The organism is Sphingomonas lycopersici (assembly GCF_026130605.1).
Taxonomy (GTDB): Bacteria; Pseudomonadota; Alphaproteobacteria; order Sphingomonadales; family Sphingomonadaceae; genus Sphingomonas; species Sphingomonas lycopersici.
Map to the genome: position 1 here is coordinate 233,480 of NZ_JANFAU010000001.1, position 25,352 is coordinate 258,831.

At 68.8% G+C, this 25,352-nt stretch carries 22 protein-coding genes; 11 read left to right on the forward strand and 11 right to left on the reverse strand.

What is annotated here, in order from left to right:
* Nucleotide 1: 1 nt before the first annotated feature.
* Entirely contained in the window at nucleotides 2-2,374 is a 2,373-nt protein-coding gene (locus NED98_RS00940; RefSeq protein WP_265311506.1) for a membrane-bound PQQ-dependent dehydrogenase, glucose/quinate/shikimate family, read from the reverse strand.
* Between the two features lie 205 nt (nucleotides 2,375-2,579).
* Between NED98_RS00940 and NED98_RS00945 the strand changes: the two genes are divergently transcribed.
* The 3 genes from NED98_RS00945 (at nucleotide 2,580) to NED98_RS00955 (ending at nucleotide 5,909) form a co-directional block, all read left to right on the forward strand.
* The gene (locus NED98_RS00945; RefSeq protein ID WP_265311507.1) at nucleotides 2,580-3,104 is read left to right on the forward strand and encodes an FxDxF family PEP-CTERM protein; all 525 of its coding nucleotides are present in this window, start codon (nucleotides 2,580-2,582) and stop codon (nucleotides 3,102-3,104) included.
* A gap of 167 nt (nucleotides 3,105-3,271) precedes the next feature.
* Nucleotides 3,272-4,312 carry a ligase-associated DNA damage response exonuclease gene (locus NED98_RS00950; RefSeq protein WP_265311508.1) on the forward strand — a complete coding sequence of 347 codons (1,041 nt, stop codon included), beginning with the start codon at nucleotides 3,272-3,274 and terminating at the stop codon, nucleotides 4,310-4,312.
* A 1-nt stretch (nucleotide 4,313) separates the two neighbouring features.
* Complete coding sequence (locus NED98_RS00955) at nucleotides 4,314-5,909, forward strand: cisplatin damage response ATP-dependent DNA ligase (protein WP_265311509.1); 1,596 nt, start codon at nucleotides 4,314-4,316, stop codon at nucleotides 5,907-5,909.
* Nucleotides 5,910-5,925: 16 nt separating this feature from the next.
* Here the strand turns inward: NED98_RS00955 and NED98_RS00960 are convergent, their stop codons facing one another.
* The 4 genes from NED98_RS00960 to NED98_RS00975 are packed head-to-tail and all read right to left on the reverse strand — an operon-like array spanning nucleotide 5,926 to nucleotide 11,583.
* Complete coding sequence (locus NED98_RS00960; protein WP_265311510.1) at nucleotides 5,926-7,143, reverse strand: TolC family protein; 1,218 nt, start codon at nucleotides 7,141-7,143, stop codon at nucleotides 5,926-5,928.
* A complete protein-coding gene (locus tag NED98_RS00965) occupies nucleotides 7,140-7,439 on the reverse strand; it encodes a DUF3240 family protein (protein WP_265311511.1) in 300 nt (99 codons plus the stop codon). Before NED98_RS00965 ends, NED98_RS00960 begins: the two co-directional genes overlap by 4 nt.
* Nucleotides 7,436-10,498: an efflux RND transporter permease subunit gene (locus tag NED98_RS00970; protein WP_265311512.1), complete on the reverse strand. Its 3,063-nt coding sequence runs from the start codon at nucleotides 10,496-10,498 to the stop codon at nucleotides 7,436-7,438. The genes NED98_RS00965 and NED98_RS00970 overlap by 4 nt, the downstream gene beginning before the upstream one ends.
* Nucleotides 10,498-11,583, reverse strand: coding sequence for an efflux RND transporter periplasmic adaptor subunit (locus NED98_RS00975; protein ID WP_265311513.1), 1,086 nt, complete (start codon nucleotides 11,581-11,583; stop codon nucleotides 10,498-10,500). The genes NED98_RS00970 and NED98_RS00975 overlap by 1 nt, the downstream gene beginning before the upstream one ends.
* Nucleotides 11,584-11,662: 79 nt before the next feature.
* Here NED98_RS00975 and NED98_RS00980 point away from each other — a divergent pair, with 79 nt between their 5' ends.
* From NED98_RS00980 to NED98_RS00995, 4 genes are all read left to right on the forward strand, one after another.
* Nucleotides 11,663-12,316 (forward strand): response regulator transcription factor, encoded by a 654-nt coding sequence (locus NED98_RS00980; protein WP_265311514.1) that lies wholly within the window; start codon nucleotides 11,663-11,665, stop codon nucleotides 12,314-12,316.
* On the forward strand, nucleotides 12,313-13,626 hold the full coding sequence (locus NED98_RS00985) for a sensor histidine kinase (protein WP_265311515.1): 1,314 nt from the start codon (nucleotides 12,313-12,315) through the stop codon (nucleotides 13,624-13,626). The genes NED98_RS00980 and NED98_RS00985 overlap by 4 nt, the downstream gene beginning before the upstream one ends.
* A gap of 94 nt (nucleotides 13,627-13,720) precedes the next feature.
* A complete protein-coding gene (locus tag NED98_RS00990) occupies nucleotides 13,721-14,803 on the forward strand; it encodes a right-handed parallel beta-helix repeat-containing protein (RefSeq protein WP_265311516.1) in 1,083 nt (360 codons plus the stop codon).
* Nucleotides 14,804-14,934: 131 nt separating this feature from the next.
* A complete protein-coding gene (locus NED98_RS00995) occupies nucleotides 14,935-15,846 on the forward strand; it encodes an alpha/beta hydrolase (RefSeq protein WP_265311517.1) in 912 nt (303 codons plus the stop codon).
* Between the two features lie 6 nt (nucleotides 15,847-15,852).
* Here NED98_RS00995 and NED98_RS01000 read toward each other — a convergent pair whose 3' ends face one another.
* Nucleotides 15,853-16,614: a glucose 1-dehydrogenase gene (locus tag NED98_RS01000; protein ID WP_265311518.1), complete on the reverse strand. Its 762-nt coding sequence runs from the start codon at nucleotides 16,612-16,614 to the stop codon at nucleotides 15,853-15,855.
* A 196-nt stretch (nucleotides 16,615-16,810) separates the two neighbouring features.
* On the opposite strand from NED98_RS01000, the gene gst reads away from it, so the two are divergent.
* Together gst and NED98_RS01010 are read left to right on the forward strand one after the other, a co-directional pair.
* On the forward strand, nucleotides 16,811-17,512 hold the full coding sequence (gene gst / locus NED98_RS01005) for a glutathione transferase, Atu5508 family (protein ID WP_265311519.1): 702 nt from the start codon (nucleotides 16,811-16,813) through the stop codon (nucleotides 17,510-17,512).
* 107 nt (nucleotides 17,513-17,619) lie between these two features.
* Nucleotides 17,620-18,768, forward strand: coding sequence for an FAD-dependent oxidoreductase (locus tag NED98_RS01010; RefSeq protein WP_265311520.1), 1,149 nt, complete (start codon nucleotides 17,620-17,622; stop codon nucleotides 18,766-18,768).
* A 19-nt stretch (nucleotides 18,769-18,787) separates the two neighbouring features.
* Here the strand turns inward: NED98_RS01010 and NED98_RS01015 are convergent, their stop codons facing one another.
* Nucleotides 18,788-19,684 carry a LysR family transcriptional regulator gene (locus NED98_RS01015; RefSeq protein WP_265311521.1) on the reverse strand — a complete coding sequence of 299 codons (897 nt, stop codon included), beginning with the start codon at nucleotides 19,682-19,684 and terminating at the stop codon, nucleotides 18,788-18,790.
* Between the two features lie 90 nt (nucleotides 19,685-19,774).
* On the opposite strand from NED98_RS01015, the gene NED98_RS01020 reads away from it, so the two are divergent.
* Nucleotides 19,775-20,788 (forward strand): NAD-dependent epimerase/dehydratase family protein, encoded by a 1,014-nt coding sequence (locus NED98_RS01020; protein WP_265311522.1) that lies wholly within the window; start codon nucleotides 19,775-19,777, stop codon nucleotides 20,786-20,788.
* Here the strand turns inward: NED98_RS01020 and NED98_RS01025 are convergent.
* On the reverse strand, nucleotides 20,734-21,399 hold the full coding sequence (locus tag NED98_RS01025) for an O-methyltransferase (RefSeq protein ID WP_265311523.1): 666 nt from the start codon (nucleotides 21,397-21,399) through the stop codon (nucleotides 20,734-20,736). The genes NED98_RS01020 and NED98_RS01025 overlap by 55 nt on opposite strands.
* Before the next feature lie 98 nt (nucleotides 21,400-21,497).
* On the opposite strand from NED98_RS01025, the gene NED98_RS01030 reads away from it, so the two are divergent.
* Nucleotides 21,498-22,136 carry a TetR/AcrR family transcriptional regulator gene (locus tag NED98_RS01030; protein ID WP_265311524.1) on the forward strand — a complete coding sequence of 213 codons (639 nt, stop codon included), beginning with the start codon at nucleotides 21,498-21,500 and terminating at the stop codon, nucleotides 22,134-22,136.
* Here the strand turns inward: NED98_RS01030 and leuD are convergent.
* The 3 genes from leuD to NED98_RS01045 are packed head-to-tail and all read right to left on the reverse strand — an operon-like array spanning nucleotide 22,114 to nucleotide 25,309.
* Nucleotides 22,114-22,776, reverse strand: coding sequence for a 3-isopropylmalate dehydratase small subunit (leuD, locus tag NED98_RS01035; RefSeq protein ID WP_265311525.1), 663 nt, complete (start codon nucleotides 22,774-22,776; stop codon nucleotides 22,114-22,116). The two genes, NED98_RS01030 and leuD, sit on opposite strands and share 23 nt — an antisense overlap.
* Nucleotides 22,773-24,176, reverse strand: a complete 1,404-nt coding sequence (locus tag NED98_RS01040; RefSeq protein ID WP_265311526.1) for a 3-isopropylmalate dehydratase large subunit — start codon at nucleotides 24,174-24,176, stop codon at nucleotides 22,773-22,775. Before NED98_RS01040 ends, leuD begins: the two co-directional genes overlap by 4 nt.
* A complete protein-coding gene (locus NED98_RS01045) occupies nucleotides 24,173-25,309 on the reverse strand; it encodes a CaiB/BaiF CoA transferase family protein (RefSeq protein WP_265311527.1) in 1,137 nt (378 codons plus the stop codon). Before NED98_RS01045 ends, NED98_RS01040 begins: the two co-directional genes overlap by 4 nt.
* Nucleotides 25,310-25,352 lie beyond the last annotated feature (43 nt).

Below are 25,352 nucleotides of genomic sequence, written 5' to 3' on the forward strand. Positions count from 1 at the left end.
GCTACGTGGTCTTTGGCAGCGCGAACGCCAGCGTATAATCCCCATATCGCGTGCCCAGCGCGCCGTGCCCGCCGGCGGTGATCACGACATATTGCCGCCCGTCGCGCCCCTGATAGGTCATCGGGGTCGCTTGCGCGCCGGCGGGTAGCCGCGCCTTCCACAGTTCCGCGCCGGTCCGAAGATCGAAGGCGCGCAGATATTGGTCGGTCGTCGCGCCGATGAACACCAGCCCGCCGCGCGTGATGATCGACCCGCCGAGATTGGGAACCCCGGTCTTGAGCGGAAACCCCAGGTGGCTGCCGAACAGCCCGGTATCCCGCGCGGTGCCCAACACCCTGGTCCACATCACCTGCCGCGTCTTGAGATCGACCGCGGTGAGCTTGCCCCACGGCGGGGCGCTGCACGGCGCACCGAACGGCCCGATCCACGCCTGGACGACCGCGACATAGGGCGTGCCGAATTGCTGGTAATAGATCGGCGCCTTGGCATTCTCGCCGCCCTTCGCGGCCGCCGCGATCATCTTCTGGCCTTGCGCACTGTCTGCGCGCACCAGCCGGATGCGGAACGGCATTTCCATCGTGTTGACGGTGAAGATCGCGCGTTCGGGATCGACCGCCCCGCCGCCCCAATCGGTCACGCCGTCGAACGCGGGGTGGCCGATGATGTCGGTCGTGCCGATCGGTGCATAAATGCCCGCCGCATGCGCCTTGCGGAATTGGATGCGGCAGATCAGCTGGTCGATCGGGGTCGCGCCCCAGGTCGTCGTCTCGCTCGGCGCGGGCGGGGTGAATGACGGCATGCCGACCGAGAACGGCTGGGTCGGCGACATCGCCTCGTCGCCGATCCCGCCGCGCGTCGACACCGGCTTCTCCACGATCGCGGCGAGCGGCGCCCCGGTCAGGCGGTTGAGCAGATAGACCTGCCCCATCTTGGTGGTCTGGACCAGCGCCGGCACGATGCCGCCGCCGGGCAGCGGCAGATCGACCAGCGACGGCCCAACGGGGACGTCCATATCCCACATGTCGCGGTGGACGAGCTGGCGGTGCCAGCGCATCTTTCCCGTCGCGATATCGAGCGCGACGATCGACGTGCCATATTTGTCGTCGAACGGGCGCCGCCGGCCGATCCAGTAATCGGGGGTCGCATTGCCGGTGCCGAGATAGACGATGCCGTTCGCCGCGTCGGCGGTCATCGCGCCCCAGACATTGGGCGTCCCGCGGGTGTAGATTGCGTCACCGGTCAGCGGTTTGATCGCATCGTCGCCGCGCCCCATGTCCCAAGCCCACACCGGCGCGCCTGAGATCGGATCGTAAGCGCGCACCACCCCGGCGGGCTCGTCGACGCCGACATTGTCGATGATCCGCTCGCCGATGATCAGCCGGCCGTTGGCGACGACCGGGGGCGAGGTGCTGATCTGGAACGCGGCGGGCGATACGCCCATCTGGTCGCGCAGATCGATATAACCGCCTTTGCCGAAGCCGGCGCACGGCTTGCCCGTATCGGCGTCGAGCGCGTACATTTTGGCATCGAAGGTCGGCGCGAAGATGCGGTGCGCGCATGCCGTGCCCGCCGGCGCCTCGTAATAAGAGACGCCGCGGCAGACGAGATAGCTGTTGCCGGTGATGTCGGCGTCGGTGTGCCAGCGCCATTTCGCCGCCCCGGTCGTCGCGTCGATCGCCTCGACATAGCTGTGCGGGGTGCAGGTATAGAGCGTGCCGCCGATGTGGATCGGGGTCGCCTCCGAATGATATTCGCGCAGATGCTTCACCGCCTCATCGGGCATCACCAGATCGCCGGTGCGGTGGGTCCAGGCGAGCTGGAGCTGCCCGACATTGGCCGGGGTGATTTGCGCGCGCGACGAGTAACGATCCCCGGCGAGCGTCCCGCCATAATGCGTCCAGTCGCCGGTCGACGGCTTCGGTGTCGCGGCGGATACGGCGGCCTGCGCACTAAGCGTTCGGGGCGCGAATGCGGCATAAGCGCCGGCAAGAACCAGTCCCGCAATCACCGCCGTCGCCGCCATTCTCCTCGCAGGGGGCCGGGTCGCGCTTCGCCACAGCCAGGGCCATGCGACGAGGATCATCAGCACGGTCGGCGCGACGACGCGCGGGATAAGCTGGAGCCCGTCGAACCCGACTTCCCACACCGCCCAAAGCCAGGTGGCGAGCCAGACCAGCGCATAGATCAACGCCCCGCGCCGATCGCTCCGGCTGAGCAGGATCCCCGCCGCGATCATCGCCAGTCCGGCGAGCAGATAATAAAGCGAGCCGCCGAGCCACGCGAGTTCGGCGCCGGCGACGGCAAAGAACAGTCCGAGCAGGGCGACGATCCACCCAAGGATGCGCAGGTACAATCGCATGGCCTCGCCTTTCATCGATCCGGGTTCCTAGAACGCGGCGCGCGGGCGCCCGTTGCGACGGGCGGGGCACGAAGCCCCCGACATGCGGCGAAAACAGCCCCACCGGCACGACCAGCCGGCGGGGACCGACTGTCTCTTTTCGGGATCGAGCACCGAAAAATGAATCTTCAATTAACTGAAAAATATAGCCAAATCGCGCCGACACCGGGAGAAATACACAATGCGCACAATCGCTTTCGCTACTGCTGCGGCCGCCGCCGCGCTTGTCACCGCCGCTCCGGCCTCGGCCGCGACGACGATCAACCTCGTTCCGATCGCGGGCACGCTGACGGGGGCTTTCGGCAACGCCAATCCCGCGCGTTCGGGCACCGATCTCTACAATTTCACCGTGCCGACGAGCGGCGCTCTCCAAGGCTTCGTCGGGTCGCTCGGGCTCAAGATCACGCTGACCAACCTCGACTTCACCTCGGTGACGCTCGACGGCATTTCGTTCGACAAGATCAGCAGCGGTATCTTCGAACTGCAGACGATCGCGCAATCGATCGGCGCGGGATCGCACACGCTGTCGATCGGCTATAAGAATGCGCAGCTCTTTTCGAGCTACGGCGGGGTGATTTCCTTCACCCCGATCGCCGCCGGGGTCCCCGAACCGGCGACCTGGGGGCTGATGATCCTCGGCTTCGGCGCGGTCGCGGGCGCGATGCGCTACAAGCGCCGCGGGCAGGCCAAGGTTCGCTTCGCCTGATCATCATCCGACCGTTCGATGATCTCCGCCTCCCGACGATCCGGTCGTCGGGAGGTTTCGCCGGCGCCCGATCGCTGCCCCGATTCACGGCGCGGTCCGCGTCAGGGAACCGCGCCATGTCACGTCTGTTCCTTAGGTCGGTCACCTGAGGGAGTGCTGGACGTGCCGTGCGTGACAAAGGCTCGCAGGCCGCATTGGTGAGCGGCCCGCGCGACTGTTCCTGGGTCCGGCCCGGCGCGTCGGGGCTGTGGGTGGCGCCCGCCGATTGCTGGATCGATCCGCACGATCCGGTCGAGCGCGCGCTCGTCACCCACGGGCACGGCGATCACGCGCGCGGCGGCCACCAGCAGGTGTTCGCCACCCCCGAGACGCTGGCGATCATGGCGCTGCGCTACGGCGCGGCGCGCGACACCGTCGCAGTGCGTTACGGCGACACGGTCGAGCTGGCGGGCGGGGTCAGCGCGACCTTCCTCCCGGCGGGTCATGTCCTGGGCTCGGCGCAGATATTGCTGCGTTACGCCGGCGAGCGCGTGATCGTGACGGGGGATTACAAGCGCCGCGCCGACCCCACTTGCGCGCCGTTCGTGCCCGCCGCGTGCGATGTGCTGATCACCGAGGCGACGTTCGGCCTGCCGGTGTTCATCCACCCGCCGATCGAAGAGGAAATCGCGCGGCTGCTCGAAACGCGCGCGCGCAACCCCGATCGCTGCGTCCTCGTCGGCGCCTATGCGCTCGGCAAGGCGCAGCGCCTCATCGCCGAGCTGCGCCGGGCGGGATATGGCGAGGCGATCTATCTCCACGGTGCATTGGTGCAAATGTGCCGGTTGTACGAGGAACAGGGCGTGCCGCTCGGGCCGATCGCGCTGGTGATGGATACGACGAAGGAAGCGCTCAAGGGCCAGATCGTGCTGTGCCCGCCCGCCGCGCTCAACGATCGCTGGGCGCGGCGGCTGCCCGATCCGATCACCGCGCTCGCCTCGGGCTGGATGCGGGTGCGACAGCGCGCGCGCCAGCGCAACGTCGAGCTGCCGCTGGTCATCTCCGATCATGCCGACTGGACCGAGCTGACGCAGACGATCGCCGAGGTCGATCCCGCCGAAACCTGGATCACCCACGGCCGCGAGGACGGGCTGTTGCGCTGGTGCGAACTGCAGCAGCGGCCGGCGCGCGCGCTGGCGCTGGCCGGCATGTTCGACGAGGACGATTGAGGTGGAGGCGTTCGCCGAGTTGCTCGACGCGCTCACCTATACACGGTCGCGCAACGGCAAGCTGGCGCTGATCGCCGCCTATCTTCAGCGCACCCCCGACCCCGATCGCGGTTGGGCGCTGGCGGGGCTGACCAATTCGCTCGACTTTCCGGCGGTGAAGTCGGCGGTCATCCGCCAATTGGCGGTCGAGCGCGTCGATCCGGTGCTGTTCGCGCTGTCGCGCGATTATGTCGGCGACACCGCCGAAACGGTGAGCCTGTTGTGGCCCGCCCCGCCGCTCCCCGGCACGCCGCCGACCGTTGCGGAGGCGGTCGGGCTGCTTTCGGCGATGACGCGCGCGACGGTCTACGGCGCGCTGCCGGCATTGCTCGATCGGCTCGATGCCAACGGCCGCTACGCATTGCTCAAGCTCGCCACCGGCGCGATGCGCAACGGCGTATCGACGCGGCTGGCGAAGATCGCGTTCGCGCAGGCGTTCGACGTGCCGGTCACCGACGTCGAGGAATATTGGCACGGCCAGCACCCGCCCTATGCCGCGCTGTTCGACTGGGCGACCGGCCGCGCGCCGCCGCCGCATGCCGCCGGCGCGCCGCAGTTCAGGCCGTTCATGCTCGCCCATCCGATCGGCGACACCGCGGTCGATCTCGATCTCTACGCGGTCGAGTGGAAATGGGACGGGATCCGCGCGCAGATCGTCCACGGCGACGAAACGCGGATCTATTCGCGATCGGGCGACGATATCTCGCACAGCTTTCCCGAGCTGCTCGGCGCGCTCGATACGCCGGTGGTGCTCGACGGCGAATTGCTCGTGCGCGGCGCCTTCCAAGGCGGCGAGGAGGGCGGCGCGGCGAGCTTCAACGCGCTGCAGCAGCGGCTCAACCGCAAGACGGTGTCACGCAAGATGCTGGAGGAATCCTCCGCCTTCGTGCGCCTGTTCGACCTGCTGCTGATCGGCGACGAGGACCTGCGCCCGCTGCCGTGGCACGCGCGGCGCGCGCGGCTGGAGCAATTCGCCGCCGGGCTCGACCCCGCGCGGTTCGATCTCAGCGCGATCGTTCCCGCGACCTCGATGGAGGCGCTCGCCGCGATCCGCGATCAGGCACGCGATCAGGCGATCGAGGGGGTGATGCTGAAGCGCCGCGACAGCCCCTATCTCGCGGGCCGGCCGATGGGGCTGTGGTACAAGTGGAAGCGCGATCCGCTGCTGGTCGATTGCGTGTTGATGTATGCGCAGCGCGGCAACGGCCGCCGGTCATCCTATTATTCCGATTTCACCTTCGGCTGCTGGAACGGAGACCCCGATGCCGGGGCGGAATTGCTGCCGGTGGGGAAATCCTATTCGGGCTTTACCGACGCCGAGCTGAAATGGCTCGATCACCACGTCCGCACGCATACGGTGAATCGCTTCGGCCCGGTGCGCGAAACCGATCGCAGCCTCGTGCTGGAGATCGCGTTCGATTCGATCCACGCGAGCAAGCGGCACAAATCCGGCCTCGCGATGCGTTTCCCGCGCATCCACCGCATCCGCGCCGACAAGCTCCCGCGCGAGGCGGACCGGATCGAGACGCTGCGCGCGCTCGTCGCGGCCGAACCGTAACCCGGATCCCCGCGCGCTACTCGATCCACAAACTATGCGCGTCGATCCGCAGCTTGAGGATCAGCCGCGCCGCGGCGGCACGCATCGCGAGTTCCTGCGCGCGCGCTTCATTGGCCTGCCGATCGGCATAGAGACGATCGGCAAGGTCGATCGCCCCGCGCCGCTGGCCGAGCCCCGCCAGCGCCGCGCTTGCCTCGGCATGGCGTACCGACTCGCGGCTCGCCAGCCACGCGACGTGGCGCGCGCGAAACTCCGCGACATCGGCAGCGGCATTGCCCGCAACGTCGCGCTCGACGATCACCTGTTCGGCACGCGCCGCGCTTGCCTCCGCCGCCGCGCGATCGGCCAGAGCGCGGCGATGCCCGCCGCCGAGCGGCAACGCGACGAACAGGCCGGCGCCCTGCTCCTGCCCGCTGCGCTCGCTGAACAGCCGCACCCCGAGCGATGGATCGGCGATGCGATCGGCGCGCGCACGACGAGCGACCACCGACTGGCGCTCGGCGGTCCCCGCCGCCGCGGCGATCTCGTGGCTGCGCTCGACGATCAGCCGCTGCAATTGCAGCAGATCCTCGTTCGACGCCGAGGGCTCGCGCAGCGCGGGCGCCTCGGCCGGCAACGGCAGGTCGGGAAAGCGCGTCGCGAGCAGCGACCGCGCGCGATCGCGCGACGCCGCGGCGTCGCCCGCCTGTGCCTGCGCCAGCGCAAGGCTCGCCGCCGCCTGTTGCACGTCGAGCTCGGCCGCGTCGCGCAGCGCGGCGCGGCGCCGCGTCGCCGCGACCAGCGCCTGCTGGTTGGCGACCAGCGCCGCCGCATTGCGGTGCAATTCGCTAGCCAGCACCCAATCGTACCACAAGGTCGCGAGCGTCAGCGCCGCCTGATGCCGCGCATCCTCCATCCGGTTCTGCGCGATATCGACCCCGAGCGCCCCGGCGCGGCGATCGAGCGCCGCCTTGCCCGGCAGGCGGAACGCGCGGCTGACCGTTGCGTCATATTCGGCATAGCGCCCCTCGCGATCGACCGTGCGACGCGAAACCGTGCCCTGCGCGGTGATCTCGTGCGGCCCGCGGCGCAACGCCTCGCTGTCCGCCCGCGCCGCATCGACCCGCGCGGTCGCGGCCTCGACCCCCGGATGCGCATCGAGCGCGCGCATCACCAGATCGTGCGGCGGCAGATCGCCGGTTTGCGCTTGCGCGGGGACGGCGGCGCCCGCCACCAGCAGCCACGCCCATTTCATGCCACCCGCCCCCCGTCCGTGATCGCGACCGTCCGCCAGCGAAACGGCAGCCGCCGCCGCACCTGCGTCGCCGCCGCCAGCGCTTCCTCGACCCGCGCGGCGGCGAGCTCCACCTCCACCGCGACGCGCGCGAGCGTCCCGGCGACGCGCTCGCCGGTCGCCGCATCGTCGAAATCGCGGCCGAGCACGGCCTCGCGCCGCTGGTGGACCGGCAGGTGCAGGCAATCGCGCAACGCCGCGGCGATCGCCTCGCCGTCATGCGCGCCGCAGAACAGGGTCAGCACCACGCGGCTCATGCGGCGGACCTTTCGCCGAAACGCTCATAGAGGATCGGGAGCAGCACCAGCGTCAGCAAGGTCGAGGTGACGAGCCCGCCGATCACCACGATCGCGAGCGGCTTCTGGATCTCGGAGCCCGGCCCGGTCGCGAACAGCAGCGGCACCAGCCCGAAGGCGGTGATGCACGCGGTCATCATCACCGGGCGTAGCCGTCGCTCGGCCCCGCTGCGCACCGCCTCGGCCATCGGCAGCCCATCTTCGCGGAGCTGGCGAAAATAGGCGACCAGCACCAGCCCGTTGAGCACCGCGATGCCAAGCAAGGCGATGAACCCGACCGATGCGGGCACCGACAGATATTCCCCCGTCAGCCACAAGGCGATGATCCCGCCCACCGCGGCAAACGGAATATTGGCGAGGATCAGCAGCGACCCGCGCAGCGACTTGAGCGTGAGATAGAGCACGAGGAAGATCAGCAGCAGCGCCACCGGGATCACCAGCATCAGCCGCGCCGCGGCGCGCTGCTGGTTCTCGAACTGCCCGCCCCATTCGAGCCGATAGCCCGGCGGCAGCGCGATCTGTGCCGCGACCTTGGCTCTGGCATCGTCGACATAGCCGACGAGATCGCGCCCCGAGACGAACGCCTGCACCAAGGCATAACGCGAGCCGCTTTCGTGATCGAGCCGGATCGGCCCGGCGGTCTTTTCGATCCGCGCGAGATCGCTGACCCGCGCCAGCTCGCCCGTCGGGGTGGTGAGCTGGAGATCGGCGAAGCGCGTCGCATCCTCGCGCGCGCCGTCGTCGCTGCGGATCATCACCGGGATGCGCTTCTGCCCCTCGTTGACGATACCGGCGGGAAGCCCCTCGAGCTGCGCGCGCAACATATCCTCGAACTGGTCGACCGGCATTCCCGCGCGCCCGGCGGCGGCGCGGTCGATATCGAGCTGGAGATAGTCGATCGTCTCGTTGGCGACGGTCAGCACCTCGGCCGCACCGCGGGTCGATTGCAGCATGCGCTGCACCTTGCCGGCGAGATCGGCGAGCGTGGCGAGATCGGGGCCGAAGATCTTGACCGCCAGATCGCCGCGCGCGCCGGTCAGCATCTCGGCGACGCGCATCTCGATCGGCTGGGTGAAGCTGGGATCGAACCCCGGCATCCCGTCCAGCACCTTGCGCATTTCAGCGACGACGAACGCGCGGTCGCCGCGCCATTCGGCCGAAGGTTTGAGCGTGACGAACAGGTCGGTTTCGTTGAGCCCCATGGGATCGAGACCGATCTCGTCGGTGCCGGTGCGCGAGATCACCCCGGTGACTTCGGGCACCTGCCTCATCAGCTCCTGCTCGACGCGGGTGGTGAGCGCCTGCGAACGATCGAGCCCGACGCTGGGCAGCTTGGCAATCTGGATCACCACCGCGCCCTCGTCCATCGTCGGCATGAAGGTCTTGCCGACCGCGCCGTAAGCGAGCCCCGCCAGCACCAGCGCCGCCCCCGCCAGCCCATAGACCAGCTTCTTGCGCGCGAAGGCGCCTTCGAGCAGCGCGGCATAGCGTGGGCCGAGCTGGCGCATGATCCACGGCTCGGCATGATGCCCGCTCCTGAGCCCGAACGAGGCGAGCACCGGCACAAGGGTCAGCGCAAGCAGCAGCGATCCGGCGAGCGCGAACATGATCGTCAGCGCGACGGGGGCGAACATCTTGCCTTCCAACCCCTGCAGCGACAGCAACGGCAGGAAGACCAGTGCGATGATGACCAGCCCGGCCGACACCGGCACGATCACCTCGGCGGTGGCGCGGAACACGATGTTGAGCCGCGGCGCGGCCTCGTCCTTCGCATGATTGAGCCGGTCGACGACATTCTCGACCACCACCACCGCGCCGTCGACCAGCATGCCGATCGCGATCGCCAGCCCGCCGAGGCTCATCAGATTGGCCGACAGCCCCATCGCGCGCATGAACAGGAAGGTGGTGAGCGCCGCCATCGGCAAGGTCGCGGCGACGATCGCCGCCGCGCGCCAATCGCCGAGGAACAGGATGAGCAGGACGACGACGAGCAATGTCGCCTCGATCAGCGCCTTCTGCACCGTATGCACCGCGCGGCCGATCAGATCGGAGCGATCGTAGAAGACGGTGAGCGTCGTCCCCCGCGGCATCGCCTTCTGTAATTCGGCGACGCGCGCCTGGATGCCGTCGACAACCAGCCGCGCGTCGGCGCCGCGCAGCGCGATGACCAGCCCCTGCACCGCCTCGCCCTTGCCGTGCGCGGTCACCCCGCCGTACCGGGTGAGCGACCCCGCCCCGACGCTAGCGACATCGCCGACCCGCACGATCCGCCCTTCGCGCGCGACGACCGCCATCTGCTCGATATCGCGCGCGTCGCGGATCGCGCCGACCGCGCGGACGATCAGCGCCTCCTCGCCCGCCGCGATCCGCCCCGCCCCGTCGTTGCGGTTGCCGCGCTCGATCGCGGTCTTGAGATCGTCGACCGACAGCCGCGCGGCGGCGAGCGCGACGGCATCGGGGCGCACCTCATAGGTGCGGACATGCCCGCCCAATGCGTTGACATCGGCGACGCCGGGGACGGTGCGCAGCGCCGGGCGGATCGTCCAGTCGAGCAATTCGCGCTTCTCGGCGAGCGACAGCGGCCCGTCGATCGTGAACATGAACACGTCGGACAGCGGGGTGGAGATCGGCGCCATTCCGCCCTCCACGCCGCGCGGCATCTCCGCCATCACCCCGGAGAGGCGCTCGCCGACCTGCTGGCGCGCCCAATAGATGTCGGTGCCGTCGGTGAAGTCGATCGTGATGTCGGCGATCGCATATTTGGCGGTCGAGCGGAGCATCGCCTGATTGGGCAGCCCGAGCATCTCCTGCTCGAGCGGCGCGATCACCCGCGTCTCGACCTCCTCGGGGGTCATGCCCGGGGCCTTGAGGATGATCTTGACCTGGGTCTGCGCGATATTGGGATAGGCGTCGACCGGCAATGTCGCATAGGCCCAGGCGCCGAGCCCCGCGACGACCAGCGTCAGCGCCAGCACGAACAGCCGGTAGGACAGCGACCAGGCGACCAAAGCGCGGAACATCAGTCGTGCCCCGCGATCGACTTGAGCTCGCTCATCCCGGCGACCGCGATCTGCTCGCCCGCGCGCAGCCCGTCGCGGATCACGATCCGGCCGTCGGCGCGGTCGCCGGTCTGCACCGCGCGCACGGCGACGCTTTTGCCGGCGCGGACGAAGACGCTCGGCTTGCCCTTCACCTCGACCACCGCGCGCGCCGGCACCGCGATCGCACCCGCCGGCGCGGGGGCGAAGAGCGTCGCGGGCAGCGCCCGCCCCGATACCACCCCGGCGCCCGCCGGCACCCGCGCGCGCAGCGTCGCCGAGCGCGTCTCGGGATCGAGCGCGTGGCCGACGCTGGTCACCTCGCCCCGCACGTCGCCGGGCAGCCGCACCGTCATGCCGGGGCGGACCTGTCCCAGCAGCCGTTCGGGAAGCTGCGCGGTCAGTTCGTAGCGGCTGGTCGCGTCGATCACATAGGCCGAGGTCGCCTCACTGACCGGGCTGCCGGTCTGGATCGTCGCCTTGGTCACCTTGCCCGCGATCGGCGCGGTGAGCGTATAGCTGCCGCTCGCCGGCGCCCCGTTGACCAGCCGCACGGTGCGCCGCCGCTCGCTCAACTCGGCCTCCGCCTCGCGCAATGCGGCGCGCGCCTCGTCGGCGCGCGCGCCCGCGATCACGCCTTCGCGCGCAAGCTGCCCGAGCCGGCGATCGCTGGCGCGCGCCACCGCGACGCGCGCCGACGCCTGCTCGATCCCCGCCGCCAGCGTGATCATCTCGCGCGCGGCGATCACCGCGAGCGGCTGGCCCTGACGGACGCTATCGCCCTCCACCACCAGGGTCCGGGTGACGACGCCGGGGATCACCGCGGCGACCGCGACGCGCGCATTGGGCGGCGGCGCGAGCGTCGCCGGGACGGTGGCGATCGGCAGGTCGCTCACGCGCTCGACCGGGGCGAAGCGGATGCCGAGCCGCGTCATCTCCGCCGCCGACAGCGCCGACAGCCCCGCCGGCGCGGGCGCCGCCGCATTCCCCGCGCCGCTTTCGCCGCCCGAACAGGCGGAGAGGCTGCCGAGCAGCGCCAGCAACGCCAGATGCCGGTTGCGAGCCATGACCGTTTCCCCCGGATTTCGTGTCCTCGGGGCGCCGACTAGCTTCGCAAACTGTCAGAATCCTGTCAGAAAACCGCCAATGCGAATCCTGCTGGTGGAAGACGAGGCCGAACTGGCGGCGCGCGTGACGGCCAATCTGACGCGTCACGGCATGACGTGCGAATCGCTCGACAACGGCGAGGATGCGCTCGATTTCGCGAGCGACGGGTTCAGCGTGCTGGTGATCGACGTCGGATTGCCGGGGATGTCGGGGATCGAGCTGGTGCGGGCGTTGCGCGCGCGCGCAATCGCCACCCCGATCCTGATCCTCACCGCGCGCAGCAGCTGGAAGGAAAAGGTCGAGGGGCTCAACGCGGGCGCCGACGACTTCATCGTCAAGCCGGTGCGCACCGAGGAACTGGTCGCGCGGCTCCACGCGCTGGCGCGCCGCGCGGCGGGGCATAGCGCGACGCGCGTCGCCGCCGGCCGGGTCGCGATCGACACCGCCACCAGCGAGGCGTGGCTCGACGATACGCCGCTCGCGCTGACCGCCACCGAGTTCCGCCTGCTCCAACTGCTGCTCTACAGCGCCGGGCGGACGCTGACGCGGCAGAGCATCCTCGACAATCTCTATCAGCTCCACAGCGAGCGCGACGAAAATGCGATCGAAGTGCTCGTCGGCCGGCTGCGCCGCAAGATCGGGCGCGAGCATGTCGTCACGGTGCGCGGGCTCGGCTATCGGTTCGCGGCATGAGCGAGGGGTGGCGCAACAGCCTGCGTTTCCGGCTGATCGTCGGATCGGCGGTGGGGGTGATCCTGGCGGTGCTGCTCGCCGGCTTGTTCATCGGCAATCTCTACCGCGTCCACACCACCGATCGCTTTCAGAGCGAGCTGGATCACCACCTCGGCGAATTGCGCGCGCTGATCGCGATCGACGCGCAGGGCCGACCGCGCGTCACGCAGCCCTTGTCCGATCCGCAGTTCAACCTCGCGCGTTCCGGGCTCTACTGGCAGATCGACGGCAGCGGCGCGCGGCTGCGCTCCCCGTCGCTGGCCGGGGATCTCTCGATCGTCCCCGCGACCGACGACGGCTGGAAAAGCGGCCGCGTCGCGCGCGAGGCGGTGCGGATGCGCAGCATGCACACGCGCGTCGCGGGGCGCCCGCTTACCCTCAGCATCGCCTCGAGCCAGCAATTGCTCGACGAACAGGTCGCGCGCTTCCACAAGGATCTCATCCTGTCGATGACCGCAGTCGGGCTGCTTTTGCTCGCGGGGGCGGCGGCGCTGGTCCGTTTCGGGCTGACACCGGTGCGGCGGCTCGGCGAGGATGTGGCGCGCCTGCGCAATGGCGAGACCGAGCGGCTCGATCCGCACGTCCCCAGCGAATTCATGCCGATCGTCGGGCGGTTCAACGCCTTGCTCGACGGACAGGCGCAGCTCATCACCCGCGCGCGCACCGAATCCGGCAATCTGGCGCACAACCTGCGCACCCCGCTCGCGCTGATCATCGACGAGGCCGAGCAGCTCCGCCTGACGGGGAACGCCGGCGCCAGCGAATTCCTGCTCAAGCGCTGCGCGGTGATGCAGCGCCAGATCGACTATCATCTCGCGCGCGCCGCCGCCGCCGGGACGCGCGGCGCGGGCACGCTCACCGAGGTCCGCCCGCTGCTCGCGCAAATCGTCGAGGCGCTGCAGCGCCTCCACGCCGATCGCAAGATCGCGGTGGAGATCGCGGTGCCCGCCGGACTGCGCCTTCCGTGCGATCCCGGCGATCTCGCCGAGATCCTTTCCAACCTGATCGACAATGCCTTCAAATGGGCGAACCGGCGCATCACCATCACCGGCGCGCCCGACGGCATCGAGATCGGCGACGACGGCCCGGGCATCCCGGCCGATCAGCGCGAGGCGGTCCTGGCGGTGGGCAAAAGGCTGGATCCGGATACGCCCGGCACCGGGCTGGGCCTGGCCGCGGCCGCCGATCTGCTGCGTTTCTACGGCGGCCGGCTGTTGCTGCGCGACCGCGACGGCGGCGGTTTGCGCGCCGCGGCGCACTTCGCCCCATAGCAGCCTGATCACCGGCCACGGCACGAAGCTGGCGTCGAGCGCCCGAACGCGACACTATGCGCGCATGATCCGTCGCCCCAGTCTGGAGACCGTTATGATCCGTGCGTCGTTCGTCGCTGCGCTGGCGCTCAGCACTGTGGCGGCCTGCAACGCCCAGCCCACGACCGGGCCGCTGAGCGGCAAGGAATGGGCTGCGCTCGCCGCAGCCGCCAGGCCGGGCGGGATAATCGACCTCGGGGAGCGTCGCGTCACCTTCGCGCGCGTGAAGGGGCTGCACGACGTGACGATCAAGGGCGGGGTGTTCGGACCGGTGGTCCTCGATCAATGGCGCAATGTGACGTTTGATGGCACGCGGTTCGAAACGCCGCCCGCGGAGCGGGTGATGCACGGTTTCGCCGCGCCCTATGTCGACGCTTATTCCTCCGAGCGGTTGACGTTCAGGAACGCGACGTTCGTCGGCTATGTCGACGACGCCGGCAATCTCACCACCGGCGGGATCAACGGGCGCGGCGGCGCGGATATCACCGTGACCGGCTGTACTTTCCGCGAACTCGGCACCGTCGCGACCTTCATGCGCACCGTGGGGGTCGTCTTCACCCGCAACAGATTCGATACCGTGCGCGAAGGCGTGCGGCTCGTCGGCGCGAGCAAGGCAACGATCGCGCACAATCGCATGGGGCCGTTCAGGCCCGCAAAGGGCGATCACCCCGACGCGGTGCAGTTTTTCACCGCCGGCCTGACGCGCCCCGACGATCGCGCCGCGCACGACGTGCTGATCGAGGGCAATTTCATCGATCCGGGGCCGAACGCGCATGTGCAAGGCATCTTCATCGGCGACGAGGCGAAGCTTTACGCGAGCGGGCGGGGCTATGCGAACATCACCGTGCGCAACAACGTCCTGATCGGCACCGGCTGGCACGGCATCACCGTCGGCCCGCACGGCCCCGGCCTGACGATCGAGGGCAACCGGCTGCTGATCCGCCGCTCCAACGATGGGGTGACCGACAACTGGATCATGGTCGGCGACGGCGGCGGCGTCGTCCGCAATAATTATGCCGGCTCGATCAAGCTCGCCCGCGGGGTGACCGGCAAGGGCAACACGTCGGTCAAACGGCCGGCGCGCGCGACGGAGATCAGCGCTGCCGCCGCGCAGCTTGCGCCGGACGCCAACAGATAGACGGTCGATTACGGCGGAAAGACATTGGCGAAATATGCAAATAGCTGACTTTTACAGAGCGAATTGACTATTTGCGTATCGTTCGGCACGGATTGCAGCGAAATCACTCACCGATCTCGCAAGGAAGACGCATGCTCGATCCGCATATCGAAGGCTTGATGCGGGCAATGGCCGAAAGCGGCTTCCGCCTGCCGGACCCGTTCGAGGCGGGGGCGATGCGGATGATGCTTGATTCCCCGCTCCCCGCGCCCCCGGTCGAGATCGCCGCGGTGCGCGACATCACGATCTCCGGGCCGGCGGGGGCGATGCGCGCCAGGCTGTACCGCCCCGGCGAGGGACGATCGCCGCTGGTGATCCTGTTCCACGGCGGCGGCTGGGTGCATGGCACGCTCGACACCCACGACCGGCTGGCGCGCGGAATGGCGCGTGACGCCGATTGCGCCGTGCTCTCGGTGGACTATCGGCTCGCCCCCGAGCATCGCTTTCCCGCGGCGATCGACGATGCGGTGGCGGCGGCGCGCTGGGCGCGCGGCAATGCCGACGCGCTCGGCGTCGATCCCGCGCATTATGCGGTGGCCGGGGACAGCGCCGGGGGCAATCTGGCCGCCGCGGTGGCGCAGATCCTGGCCGGCACCGCGGACGCGCCGGCGCATCAATTGCTCTTCTATCCGGTGCTCGACGGGCGCTGCGCGAGCGCGTCCTTTGCGGTCGAGACGCCCGGCTTCCTCTCGCCGACGCAGATGCGCTGGTATTGGGACCAATATGCGCCGGGCGACGCGCGGCTCGATCACCGAGCCTCGCCCGCGCTGGCGCCGGTCGCGGCATCGCTCGCCCCCGCGACGATCGTCGTCGCCGGCAACGATCCGCTGCATGACGAAGGCGTGGCTTATGCCGAGGCGCTGAACGCAGCGGGGGTGCCGGTGACGCTCCACGATGCCGCCGGCGGGATTCACGGCTTCGTCAGCCTGTTCGGGATGATCCCGATCGCCGACGCGGCGCTGGCGGTCGGCACCGCGGCACTGCACACGGCGTTGCACCGCTAGAGCCGTTCACCAGGCGGTGAAGCCACCGTCGACGACGATCGACTGGCCGGTGACGAACCCCGATTGCGGCGACAGCAGCCACAGCACGGTATCGGCGATATCCTGCGGCCGGCCGAGCCGCCCCATCGGGGTCATCTGCGCGAGCTGTTCCATGTCGGCGCGATTGGCGGGATCGTCGGTGATCGCGGTATTGCCGATCCCGCCGGGGCAGACCGCATTCACCCTGATGCCCTGCCGCGCATAATCGAGCGCGACCGATCTGGTCAGCCCGACCACCCCCGCCTTCGACGCCGAATAGGCGGCCAGCCCCGGCCCGCTGACCACCCCCATGATCGACGCGGTATTGACGATCGTGCCGCCGCCGCCCTGCGCCAGCATCTGCGCGCATTCGTGCTTCAGGCACCACCACACGCCCTTGAGGTTGATCGCGATCGTGCGGTCCCAATCGGCCTCCGCCATATCGACGATCGCGGCGCCGCGCGGCGCGATCCCGGCGTTGTTGAACGCGCAGTCGAGCCGGCCATAAGCGTCGACCGCCGCCCTGACGATCCGTGCGACATCGTCGCCCGAGGCGATGTCGCCCGGAACGAACATCGCGCGTCCACCCGCCGCCTCGACCGCATGCGCGCTTTCCTCGCCCGCCTGCTCGGCGATATCGGCGAGCACGACGCGCGCGCCGGCCGCCGCCAGTGCCAGCGCGGTCTGCCGGCCGATCCCGGTCGCCGCTCCCGTCACCAACGCGACCTTGCTGTCGAAACCCTGAATCATCGTCCTACGGCGCTCCACGTCGCTATTTGCGTAGATTATTTGCAGATATTCTACGTAACAACATCATGTAAAGTGCAATCGCGTTAGCAATGCGAAATGCGCCGTCGCGCGCCGCCAACCTGACAAGAGCGGAACGACGGCTCGGATGTCCCGCCGGTGCGTTTCGACCACGATCGAACCGATTGGGAGCCCCGCTATGCCCGATTACGAACTCTATTACTGGTCGGTGCCGTTCCGCGGTCAATTCGTCCGCGCGGTTCTCGCTCATGCCGGAAAGACCTGGACCGAGCACGGCGACGACGCGATCGCGCGGTTGATGGAAGGAACGCCGGCGCAAATGCCGGTCCCCTTCATGGGGCCGCCGCTGCTCGTCGACACGAAGGCGGATTTCGCCATCGCCGAGATGCCGGCGATCATTCTCTATCTCGGTGAAACGCTCGATCTCATGCCCGCCACCCCGGCGCTGCGCGCGCTCACGATGAAGATCGTCAACGACGCCAACGACGTGATCGACGACATCACCCTCGACGGCGGTCGCCTGATGTGGACGCGCGAACGCTGGCGCGATTTCGTCCCGCGCCTGGAGAAATGGATGTCGCTGTGGGAGGAAACCGGCCGCCGGCATGGCCTGCAGGCGGAATCGGGCTTTCTGCTCGGCGGCGAGCTGCCGGGCGTCGCCGATGTCGTCACGGCCACCTTATGGTCGACCATGACCGACCGGTTCGAGGCGATCGGCGCGATCCTCGAGCAGACCGCGCCGATGACCGCCGCGCTGACCCGGCGGGTGGCCACGCTGCCGCCGCTCGCCCGCCTCGCCGCCAAAGCGCGCGAGGATTATGGCGACGCTTATTGCGGCGGCCAGATCGAGGCCTCGCTACGCAAGGTGCTGGGCACCTAGCCGATCCTCGACGAACCCGACGGCGCCGCGCGTCATAGCAATAACCATCTCAATTTGCGATTGATTCGCATTTGCAGATTGTGATAGCCGGCGCCGAAAGGACGATTATGCGAAACCAACCGATTCTGATCGCCGGCGGTGGATTGGCCAGCCTGTGCCTCGCGCATGGCCTGAAGCGCGCGGGGCTGCCGTTCGCGGTTTACCAGCCGGCCGATGCCGCGCGCGCGTACGATGCCGGATATCGTCTGCGTATCGATGCAGCCGGGCAGGAGGCGCTCGCGCGATGCCTGCCGATCGACCTGCTCTATTTGCTCTATCAAACCGCGTCGATCGCGGATTCCGACCCGTGGTCCGTCGATCCGAACCTGAAATCGCTGTCCGCCCGCGCGCCGGAGAAGCCGGACGGCATGGCAAAAGGGCTCTCCGACCTGTGCGTTTACCCCGAGACGCTGCGCCGGATCCTGCTTTGCGGCATCACCCCTCACGTCCGTCCCGGCTACGGGCTCTGCGCATATGAAGAAACCCCGGAGGGCATCGTCGCGCTCTTCGACAATAATGAGCGCGCGACCGGTCGCTTGCTGGTCGGTGCGGAGGGCGCGCTTTCCGCGATCGGCGATCCGGCGGCGCCCGCGCATACCGATACCCGCTACATCTGCGGCAAAGCGCCGGCGACCGCCGAGAATTGCCAGGCATTCGGGCGGCTGCTCTGCGCGGGCACGACGATCGTTATCGACGACGGCGTCGCCGCGCTGATCGACATTATGACCTTCCGCCGATCTTTCGGATCGATGGCTAGCGAGATTTCGGGCGACTGCCTGCTGCCCCCGGTCGCGGACCACGTCTATTGGGAAGTATATGGCCCTCGCCTGCGCGAAGAACTGAACGGGTCGACCGGCGCGATGGCCCGCGCGATCGCTTCGCTGACCCGCTATTGGGCGCCGCCCTTGCAGGCGATATTCGCGCGCAGCGATCAGCGCGACTGGCGGATCCGGACCGCAGCAACCCCGCCATCAGCGACGATCGACACGTCGGGCCGCATGACGCAGCTCGGCGCCCCGGTCGACGCGCCGCAGCCGTCCAGCGGCCTCGGCCTGCGGCTTGCGCTGCAAGATGCGGCGGACCTCGCCCATCGGCTGGCCGCGGCGGGCGATGACAATGATGCGACGATCCTTGCCGGCTATCGAGCCGCCGCACGCGAACGGTGGCGCAAGGCGACGCAGGTGCTCGAATCCGGTGACAGGCTGATCGCCGCGTGACACGCCCGCCCGGGCGCGTCTATCCCTCGCGTTCGGTAACCGCCGACAATCCTGCCGCCAGCGCGTCGAACACCGCCCGATAGCGTCCGCCGCGTCGCAAATCCTCGTGCATGACGATCCAGATCGGCAGCGGCAGATCGAGCGCGTCGGGCAGGATGCGCACCAATGCGGGATCGCGCCGCGCGACGGCGGTCTGGCAGATGCCGATGCCGAACCCGGCCTGGATCGCGGCGAACTGCGCCGCATCATTGTCGACGCGGAGCGCGAACATCGCGCGGTCGATCCCCGGCACATGCCGCATCGACGCGCGGATATAGGCGGTCTCGGTATCGAAACCGATGAGGTCGTGATGCTTCAGCTCGGCCGCGCTGGCGGGTATGCCGCGCAGCGCGAGATAGTCGCGATGCGCATGAAAGCCGAGCCGGACCGAACCGATCCTGCGCGCGACCAGCGCCTGCTGGGTCGGCTCGACCATGCGCACCGCGATATCGGCCCGGCGCTGAAGCAGGTCATCGACCTTGTCGGACAGCGCCAGCTCGATCGCCAGCGCTGGGTGGGCGCGGCGGAGGCGGGCGAGGATCGGCGGCAGGTGCATCACCCCGACCGCCTGACTGGCGCTGACGCGCACATTGCCCTCGATCGCATCCGCCTGGCCGGTTCCGGTCCGACGCAACGCGGCCGCCGCGGTCACCAGCGCCTCGGCATGCGGCTGGAGCACCAGCGCGCGGTCGGTGGGTGACAGGCCGCGCTGCGAGCGGACGAACAGCTCGCCGCCGATCGCATCTTCCAGCGCGCTGATATGTCGCGCGATGCTCGGCTGGGTCATGCCCAGGACGCGCGCGGCGCCGGACAAGGAGCCCTCGCGTAGCACCGCCGCGAAGCTGCGATAGACATCCCAACTCGGTTCGCCGTTCATCTATTTTCGTATAGCAGATCTTCGACTTTCATCAATTTTCGTAAAGCTCGCCGCGCGTCATCCTTGCCGCGTCAAGACAAGGAGACGGTGATGACCAGACAGACAGCACTCATTCTCGGCGCAACCGGCGGGATCGGCGGCGCAATGATGCGGCGGATGCTGGCGAGCGGCTGGCAGGTGAAGGCGCTCACCCGCGGTGCGTCGGCGAGACTGGCGGCGGGATGCGAGCCGATCGTCGGCGACGCGCTCGATCCGGCGGCAGTGGCGTCGGCCGCGCGCGGCGCCGATGTCATCGTTCATGCGGTGAACCCGCCGGGCTATCGCGACTGGGAAAAGCGGGTGCTGCCGATGCTCGACAATACGATCGGCGCGGCGCGGGCGAGCGGCGCGCGGATCGTGCTGCCGGGGACGGTCTATAATTACGGCCCGGATGTCTTTCCCCAGTTCGACGAGGATGCGCCGCAGCGGCCGGTCACCCGCAAGGGCGCGATCCGCGTCGAAATGGAACGGCGGCTCCGCGCCGCGTCGGACAATCGCGAGGTCACCGCGCTGATCCTGCGCGCCGGCGACTATTTCGGGCCGGGCGCGGCGAACAATTGGTTCGGCCAGGGGTTGATCGCGCCCGGTCGGCGGCCGGGGGTGATCCGCAACCCGGGCCGACACGGCATCGGGCATCAATGGGCCTATTTGCCCGATGTCGCGGAAACCATGACGCGGCTGCTGGCCGGCCCGTCGCTCCCCGATTTCGCCAATTTCCATATGGCGGGTCATTGGGATGCCAGCGGCACGCAGATGGTCGAGGCCATTGCGCGCGCGCTGGGATCGCCGAACGTGCCGATCCGGCCGCTGCCGTGGTGGCAGCTCCGCCTCGCCGCGCTGGTCGCGACGACGCCGCGCGAGCTCATGGAAATGCGCTATCTGTGGCACCAGCCGGTGCGGATGACCAATGCACGGTTGCTGGCGCAGCTTGGCGAGGAACCGCATACGCCGCTCGACCAAGCCGTGCGCGCGACGCTGGCGAGCCTCGGCTGCACCACCGAAAGCCGGGCTCAGCCGAGCCGGATCGACAGTTCGACATCGTCGGTGAACGGCATGGTGATATAGCCGTTCGCGACCGCGCCGACATGCGCGAGATAATCGGGGCAATAATCGGCATTGTCGGCGACGATCACCGCACCGGGACGGAGCCGGTTTTCGACCAGCTGCAGAATATCGCCATAGAGCGATTTGGCGCCGTCGAGCAGCAACAGATCGACATGTTCCGGGAGATCGGTCGCCAGCGTCGCGAGCGCATCGCCCTCCCGGAACTCGACCAGATCGGCCAGCCCGCCGGCCGCCAGATGGGCCTTGGCCCGCGCGATCTTCGACGGTTCGAACTCGCTGGTGATCAACCGGCCGCCGCCATTGTCGCGCAGCGCCGCCGCGAGATGCAGCGTCGACAGGCCGAACGACGTCCCGAATTCGACGATCGCGGTGGCGCGTGTCGCGCGCGCCAGCATGTAGAGCAGCCGGCCGGTTTCGCGCGAGACCGGCAGCGCAAAATCCTTCAGCTCGGCGTAAAGCGCGCGATAGTCGTCCTTGCTCCGCATCAGCCGGCGGCGCTCCTCGGCGGAGAGCGAGGCGAAGGCCGGGCTGGCAAAGGGCGAGGCCGCTTCCGCCTCGGCGAACAGACGATCGAGAAGAGGCGCGACGGGCGCGCCGACAAAGGTGGACATTGATTATCTCCGATAAGCGGGCAAATCCGCATTTGCCCGAACCGGAAAATACGAATAGTTCGTCGCATTTCCTATTCGCATTGGCCGGAGCCGCAACGATGCCTCGCCCAACCACCCGCGTTTCCTCGCGAAAACAGCCGCGGCAGGCGCGATCGACCGAGCTGGTTTCGGCGGTGCTCGACGCAGCTGTTCAGGTTTTGGCGGCCGAAGGCGCGGCGCGTTTCACCACCGCGCGGGTGGCCGAGCGCGCGGGGGTCAGCGTGGGATCGCTCTATCAATATTTCCCCAACAAGGCGTCGATCCTGTTCCGGCTGCAGAGCGACGAGTGGCGACGCACGACCGATCTGTTGCGGGGGATCCTGGAGGACAGGCGCGTCGCGCCGCTCGATCGGTTGCGGACGCTGGTGCATGCCTTCATCCGATCGGAATGCGAGGAGGCGCAGATCCGCGGCGCGCTCAACGACGCGGCGCCGCTCTATCGCGACGCCCCCGAGGCGATCGAAGTCCACGCCGCGAGCGCGGACATCTTCAGGGCCTTCACGCGCGAGGTCCTCCCCGACCTTGCCGAGGAAGCGCGATCGCGCACCAGCGATCTCGTCAAGACGACGCTCAGCGAGGTCGGCGGCAGTTTTTCCTCGGTATCGCGCACCCCCGCCGAGATCGAAAGCTATGCCGCGGCGCTCGCCGATATGCTGTGCGCCTATCTCGAGCGGCTCATGACGAGGGATCGCCTGTGATCGCCTGGCGGGTTCGCTCGACGGAGGTATAGATCCACGCGCGCGCGACGGCATCGCGCGCGCGGAACGCGGCGATTTGATCCGCGAGCTGGAGCGTCTGCGCGATCGAATCGCGTCCGGCCAGCAAGGCTTCGCGCGCATCGGGATCGATCTCGAAATGCCAGACCCGCGCATGATCCAGCGAGACGGTTTGCGCATCCAGATCGACCGTGAGATGCGGTGATGCCGCATCTTCGAGCGCCGCGGCGATCACCGCCACCACATCGCGATCGAGCAGCACGGGAACCACGCCATTGGCGATGCAATTGGCCTGGAAGATCGGGTTGAACGACGGTGCCACCACCGCACGGATGCCGAATTCCGCCAGCGCCCAGACGGCATGCTCGCGGCTCGACCCGCAGCCGAAATTCGCCCCGCTGACGAGGATCCGCGCGCCGGCATAGCGCGGCCGGTTGAGCACGAAATCGCGCTGCGGCTCGCGCGAGCCGATCGCGACATAGCGCCAGCCGGCGAACAGGCCGTCGGCCAGCCCCTTTTTCGACACGCTGCGCATCTCACGCGAGGGGATGATCGCATCGGTATCGACATTGTCGCGGAGCAGCGGCGCGGCGATCGCGGTGAGCGTGGTAAAGGGTTTCATCGGGCGGCCACCCGACGCGGATCGGCGATATGGCCGGCGATCGCCGAAGCGGCGACCGTTTCCGGCGACGCGAGATGCGTGCGCGTGCCGGGGCCCTGCCGGCTTTCGAAATTGCGATTGGTCGAGGAGACGACGCGCTCCTGCGGGCCGAAGCTCTCGCCGCCGGCAAAGAAGCACATCGAGCAGCCGGATTCGCGCCACTCGAAGCCGGCGGCGCGAAAAATCTCGTCCAGCCCCTCCGCCTCCGCGGCGCGTTTGACCTGCGTCGACCCGGGGACGCAGATCGCCTTCACCCCCGGCGCGACGTGCCGGCCGCGGAGCAAGGCGGCGGCGCGGCGCAGATCGCCGATGCGGCTGTTGGTGCACGATCCGATGAAGGCGGCGTCGATCGGCAGTTCGGCGAGCCGCATCCCCGGCGCCAGCCCCATATAATCGAGCGCCCGCGCCTGTCCCTCGGTGGTGCCCTGCCCCGCGCCCGGCGCCGGCACCGCGCCGTCGATCGCCACCACCTGCTGCGGGCTTGTGCCCCAGGTGATCATCGGCGCGACGTCCCGCGCATCGAATATGCGCTCGACATCGAAGCGGGCGTCATCGTCGCTGGCAAGCGACAGCCAATGCCCGGCCGCGGCCGCCCAATCCGCGCCGGTCGGGGCAAAGCGGCGCCCCTCGAGGAAATCGATCACCTTTTCGTCGGGCGCGATGATCGCGGTGAAGGCGGCGAATTCGGTCGCCATGTTGCACAAGGTCAGCCGTGCCTCGACATCGAGCGCGCGGACCGCGCTGCCGGCATATTCGACGACATGCCCCGCGCCGCCACCGACCCCGAAGCGGCCGAGCAGCGCCAGCGCCAGATCCTTGGCCGTCACCCCCGGCGCGAGTTCGCCGTCGATCCGGATTCTCATCCGCGGCGGACGGCGCACCCGCAACGTCGACGTCGCCAGCGCATGTTCCGCCTCGGTCGAGCCGATCCCCCAGGCGAGCGCGCCCAACGCGCCCTGCGAGCAGGTATGGCTATCCGGGCAGATCAGAGTCGCGCCCGGCAGCACGATGCCGAGTTCGGGCGACATCACATGGACGATGCCCTGCTGCGGATCGTCGAGATCGAACAGCCGGATCCCCGCCTTCCCCGCCGCCTCGCGTGTCGCAAGGATGAAGTCGGTGCCGGTCGGCATCAAGGTCCGGTCGGTGCGGCCGGGGCGCGTGTCGATGATATGGTCCATCACCGCGAACGCCTGATCGGGCGCCGCTACCGGCAACCCCCGCTCCTCCAGACCGCGCAGCGCGACGCCGCCGGTGCGCTCGTGGAGCAGGATCCGATCGATCAGGATCAGGTCGAGCCCGCCCGGCGTCCGGGTGACGCGATGCGCATCCCAGATCTTGTCGAAAATCGTCCGGCTCAACGCGCCACGCCCTCGCCCAACACCTCGCCATTATGCTGCCCGGGCAGCGGCAGGTCACGCTGCAGCCCCGGCTTGCGCCCGTCGATTTCGAGCGGCAGCGCAGGGAGCGACACCTTCCGCCCGTTTTCCAGCGTCACGTCGAGCAGCCCGCCCGCCGCGGTGAGATGCGGATCGTCGAACAGATCCTGCGGCCGGGTGATCGGCGCGAACGGCAGTCCGATCGCCTCCAGCTTCGCAACGATCGCGTCGCGCGGCATCCCGGCGAACATCGCGCGCAGCGGCGGCAGCACGCGATCGCGCTGACGCACGCGATCGTTATTGGCGGCGAGCCCCGCGTCGGCGGCGAAGTCGGCCAGGTCGAATTCGCCGCAGAACGCCTGCCATTGCGCGTCGCTCACCACGCCGACGAACAATTGCTCGTCGGGATCGGCAGTCTCGAATACGTCATAGACCGCCCAGGCCGAAATCCGCGCGGGCATCGGCGGCGCCGGGGTGCCGGTCACCGCGGCCTGCGCCATATGCTGGCCGACGAAGAAGGCGGTCGTCTCGAACAAGGAGCATTTCACCTCGCCGCCCGCGCCGGTGCGGTGCCGCCGCTCGAGCGCGGCGAGGATGCCGATCACTCCGAACATCCCCCCCGCGATATCGATCACCGACGCGCCCGCACGCAGCGGGCGCCCGGGCGGCCCGGTCATATAGGCGAGCCCGCCCATCATCTGCGCCACTTCGTCGAGCGCGGTGCGATGCCCGTAGGGGCCGGTCAGAAACCCCTTGGCGGTGCAATAGATCAGCCGCGGGTTGCTCTCGCGGAAGGTCTCCGGCCCGAGCCCGAGCTTGTCGAGCGCGCCGGGTCGGAAATTCTCGATCATCACATCGGCATCGTCGATCAGCCGGCGCGCCGCGGCCTTGCCCGCGTCCGATTTGAGATCGAGGCAGATGCTGCGCTTGTTGCGGTTGAACATCGGGAAATAGCCCGCGCCCGATCCGAGCAGCCGGCGCGTATGATCCCCGCCTTCGGGCTCCACCTTGACGACGTCGGCGCCGAGATCGCCGAGAATCAGCCCGATCGACGGACCCATGACCATATGAGTGAATTCAACTACTTTCAGGCCGGCCAGCGGCAACGCTTCCATCATCCCTGTTTCCCGGCTTACACGTCGACATGCCTCGACAACC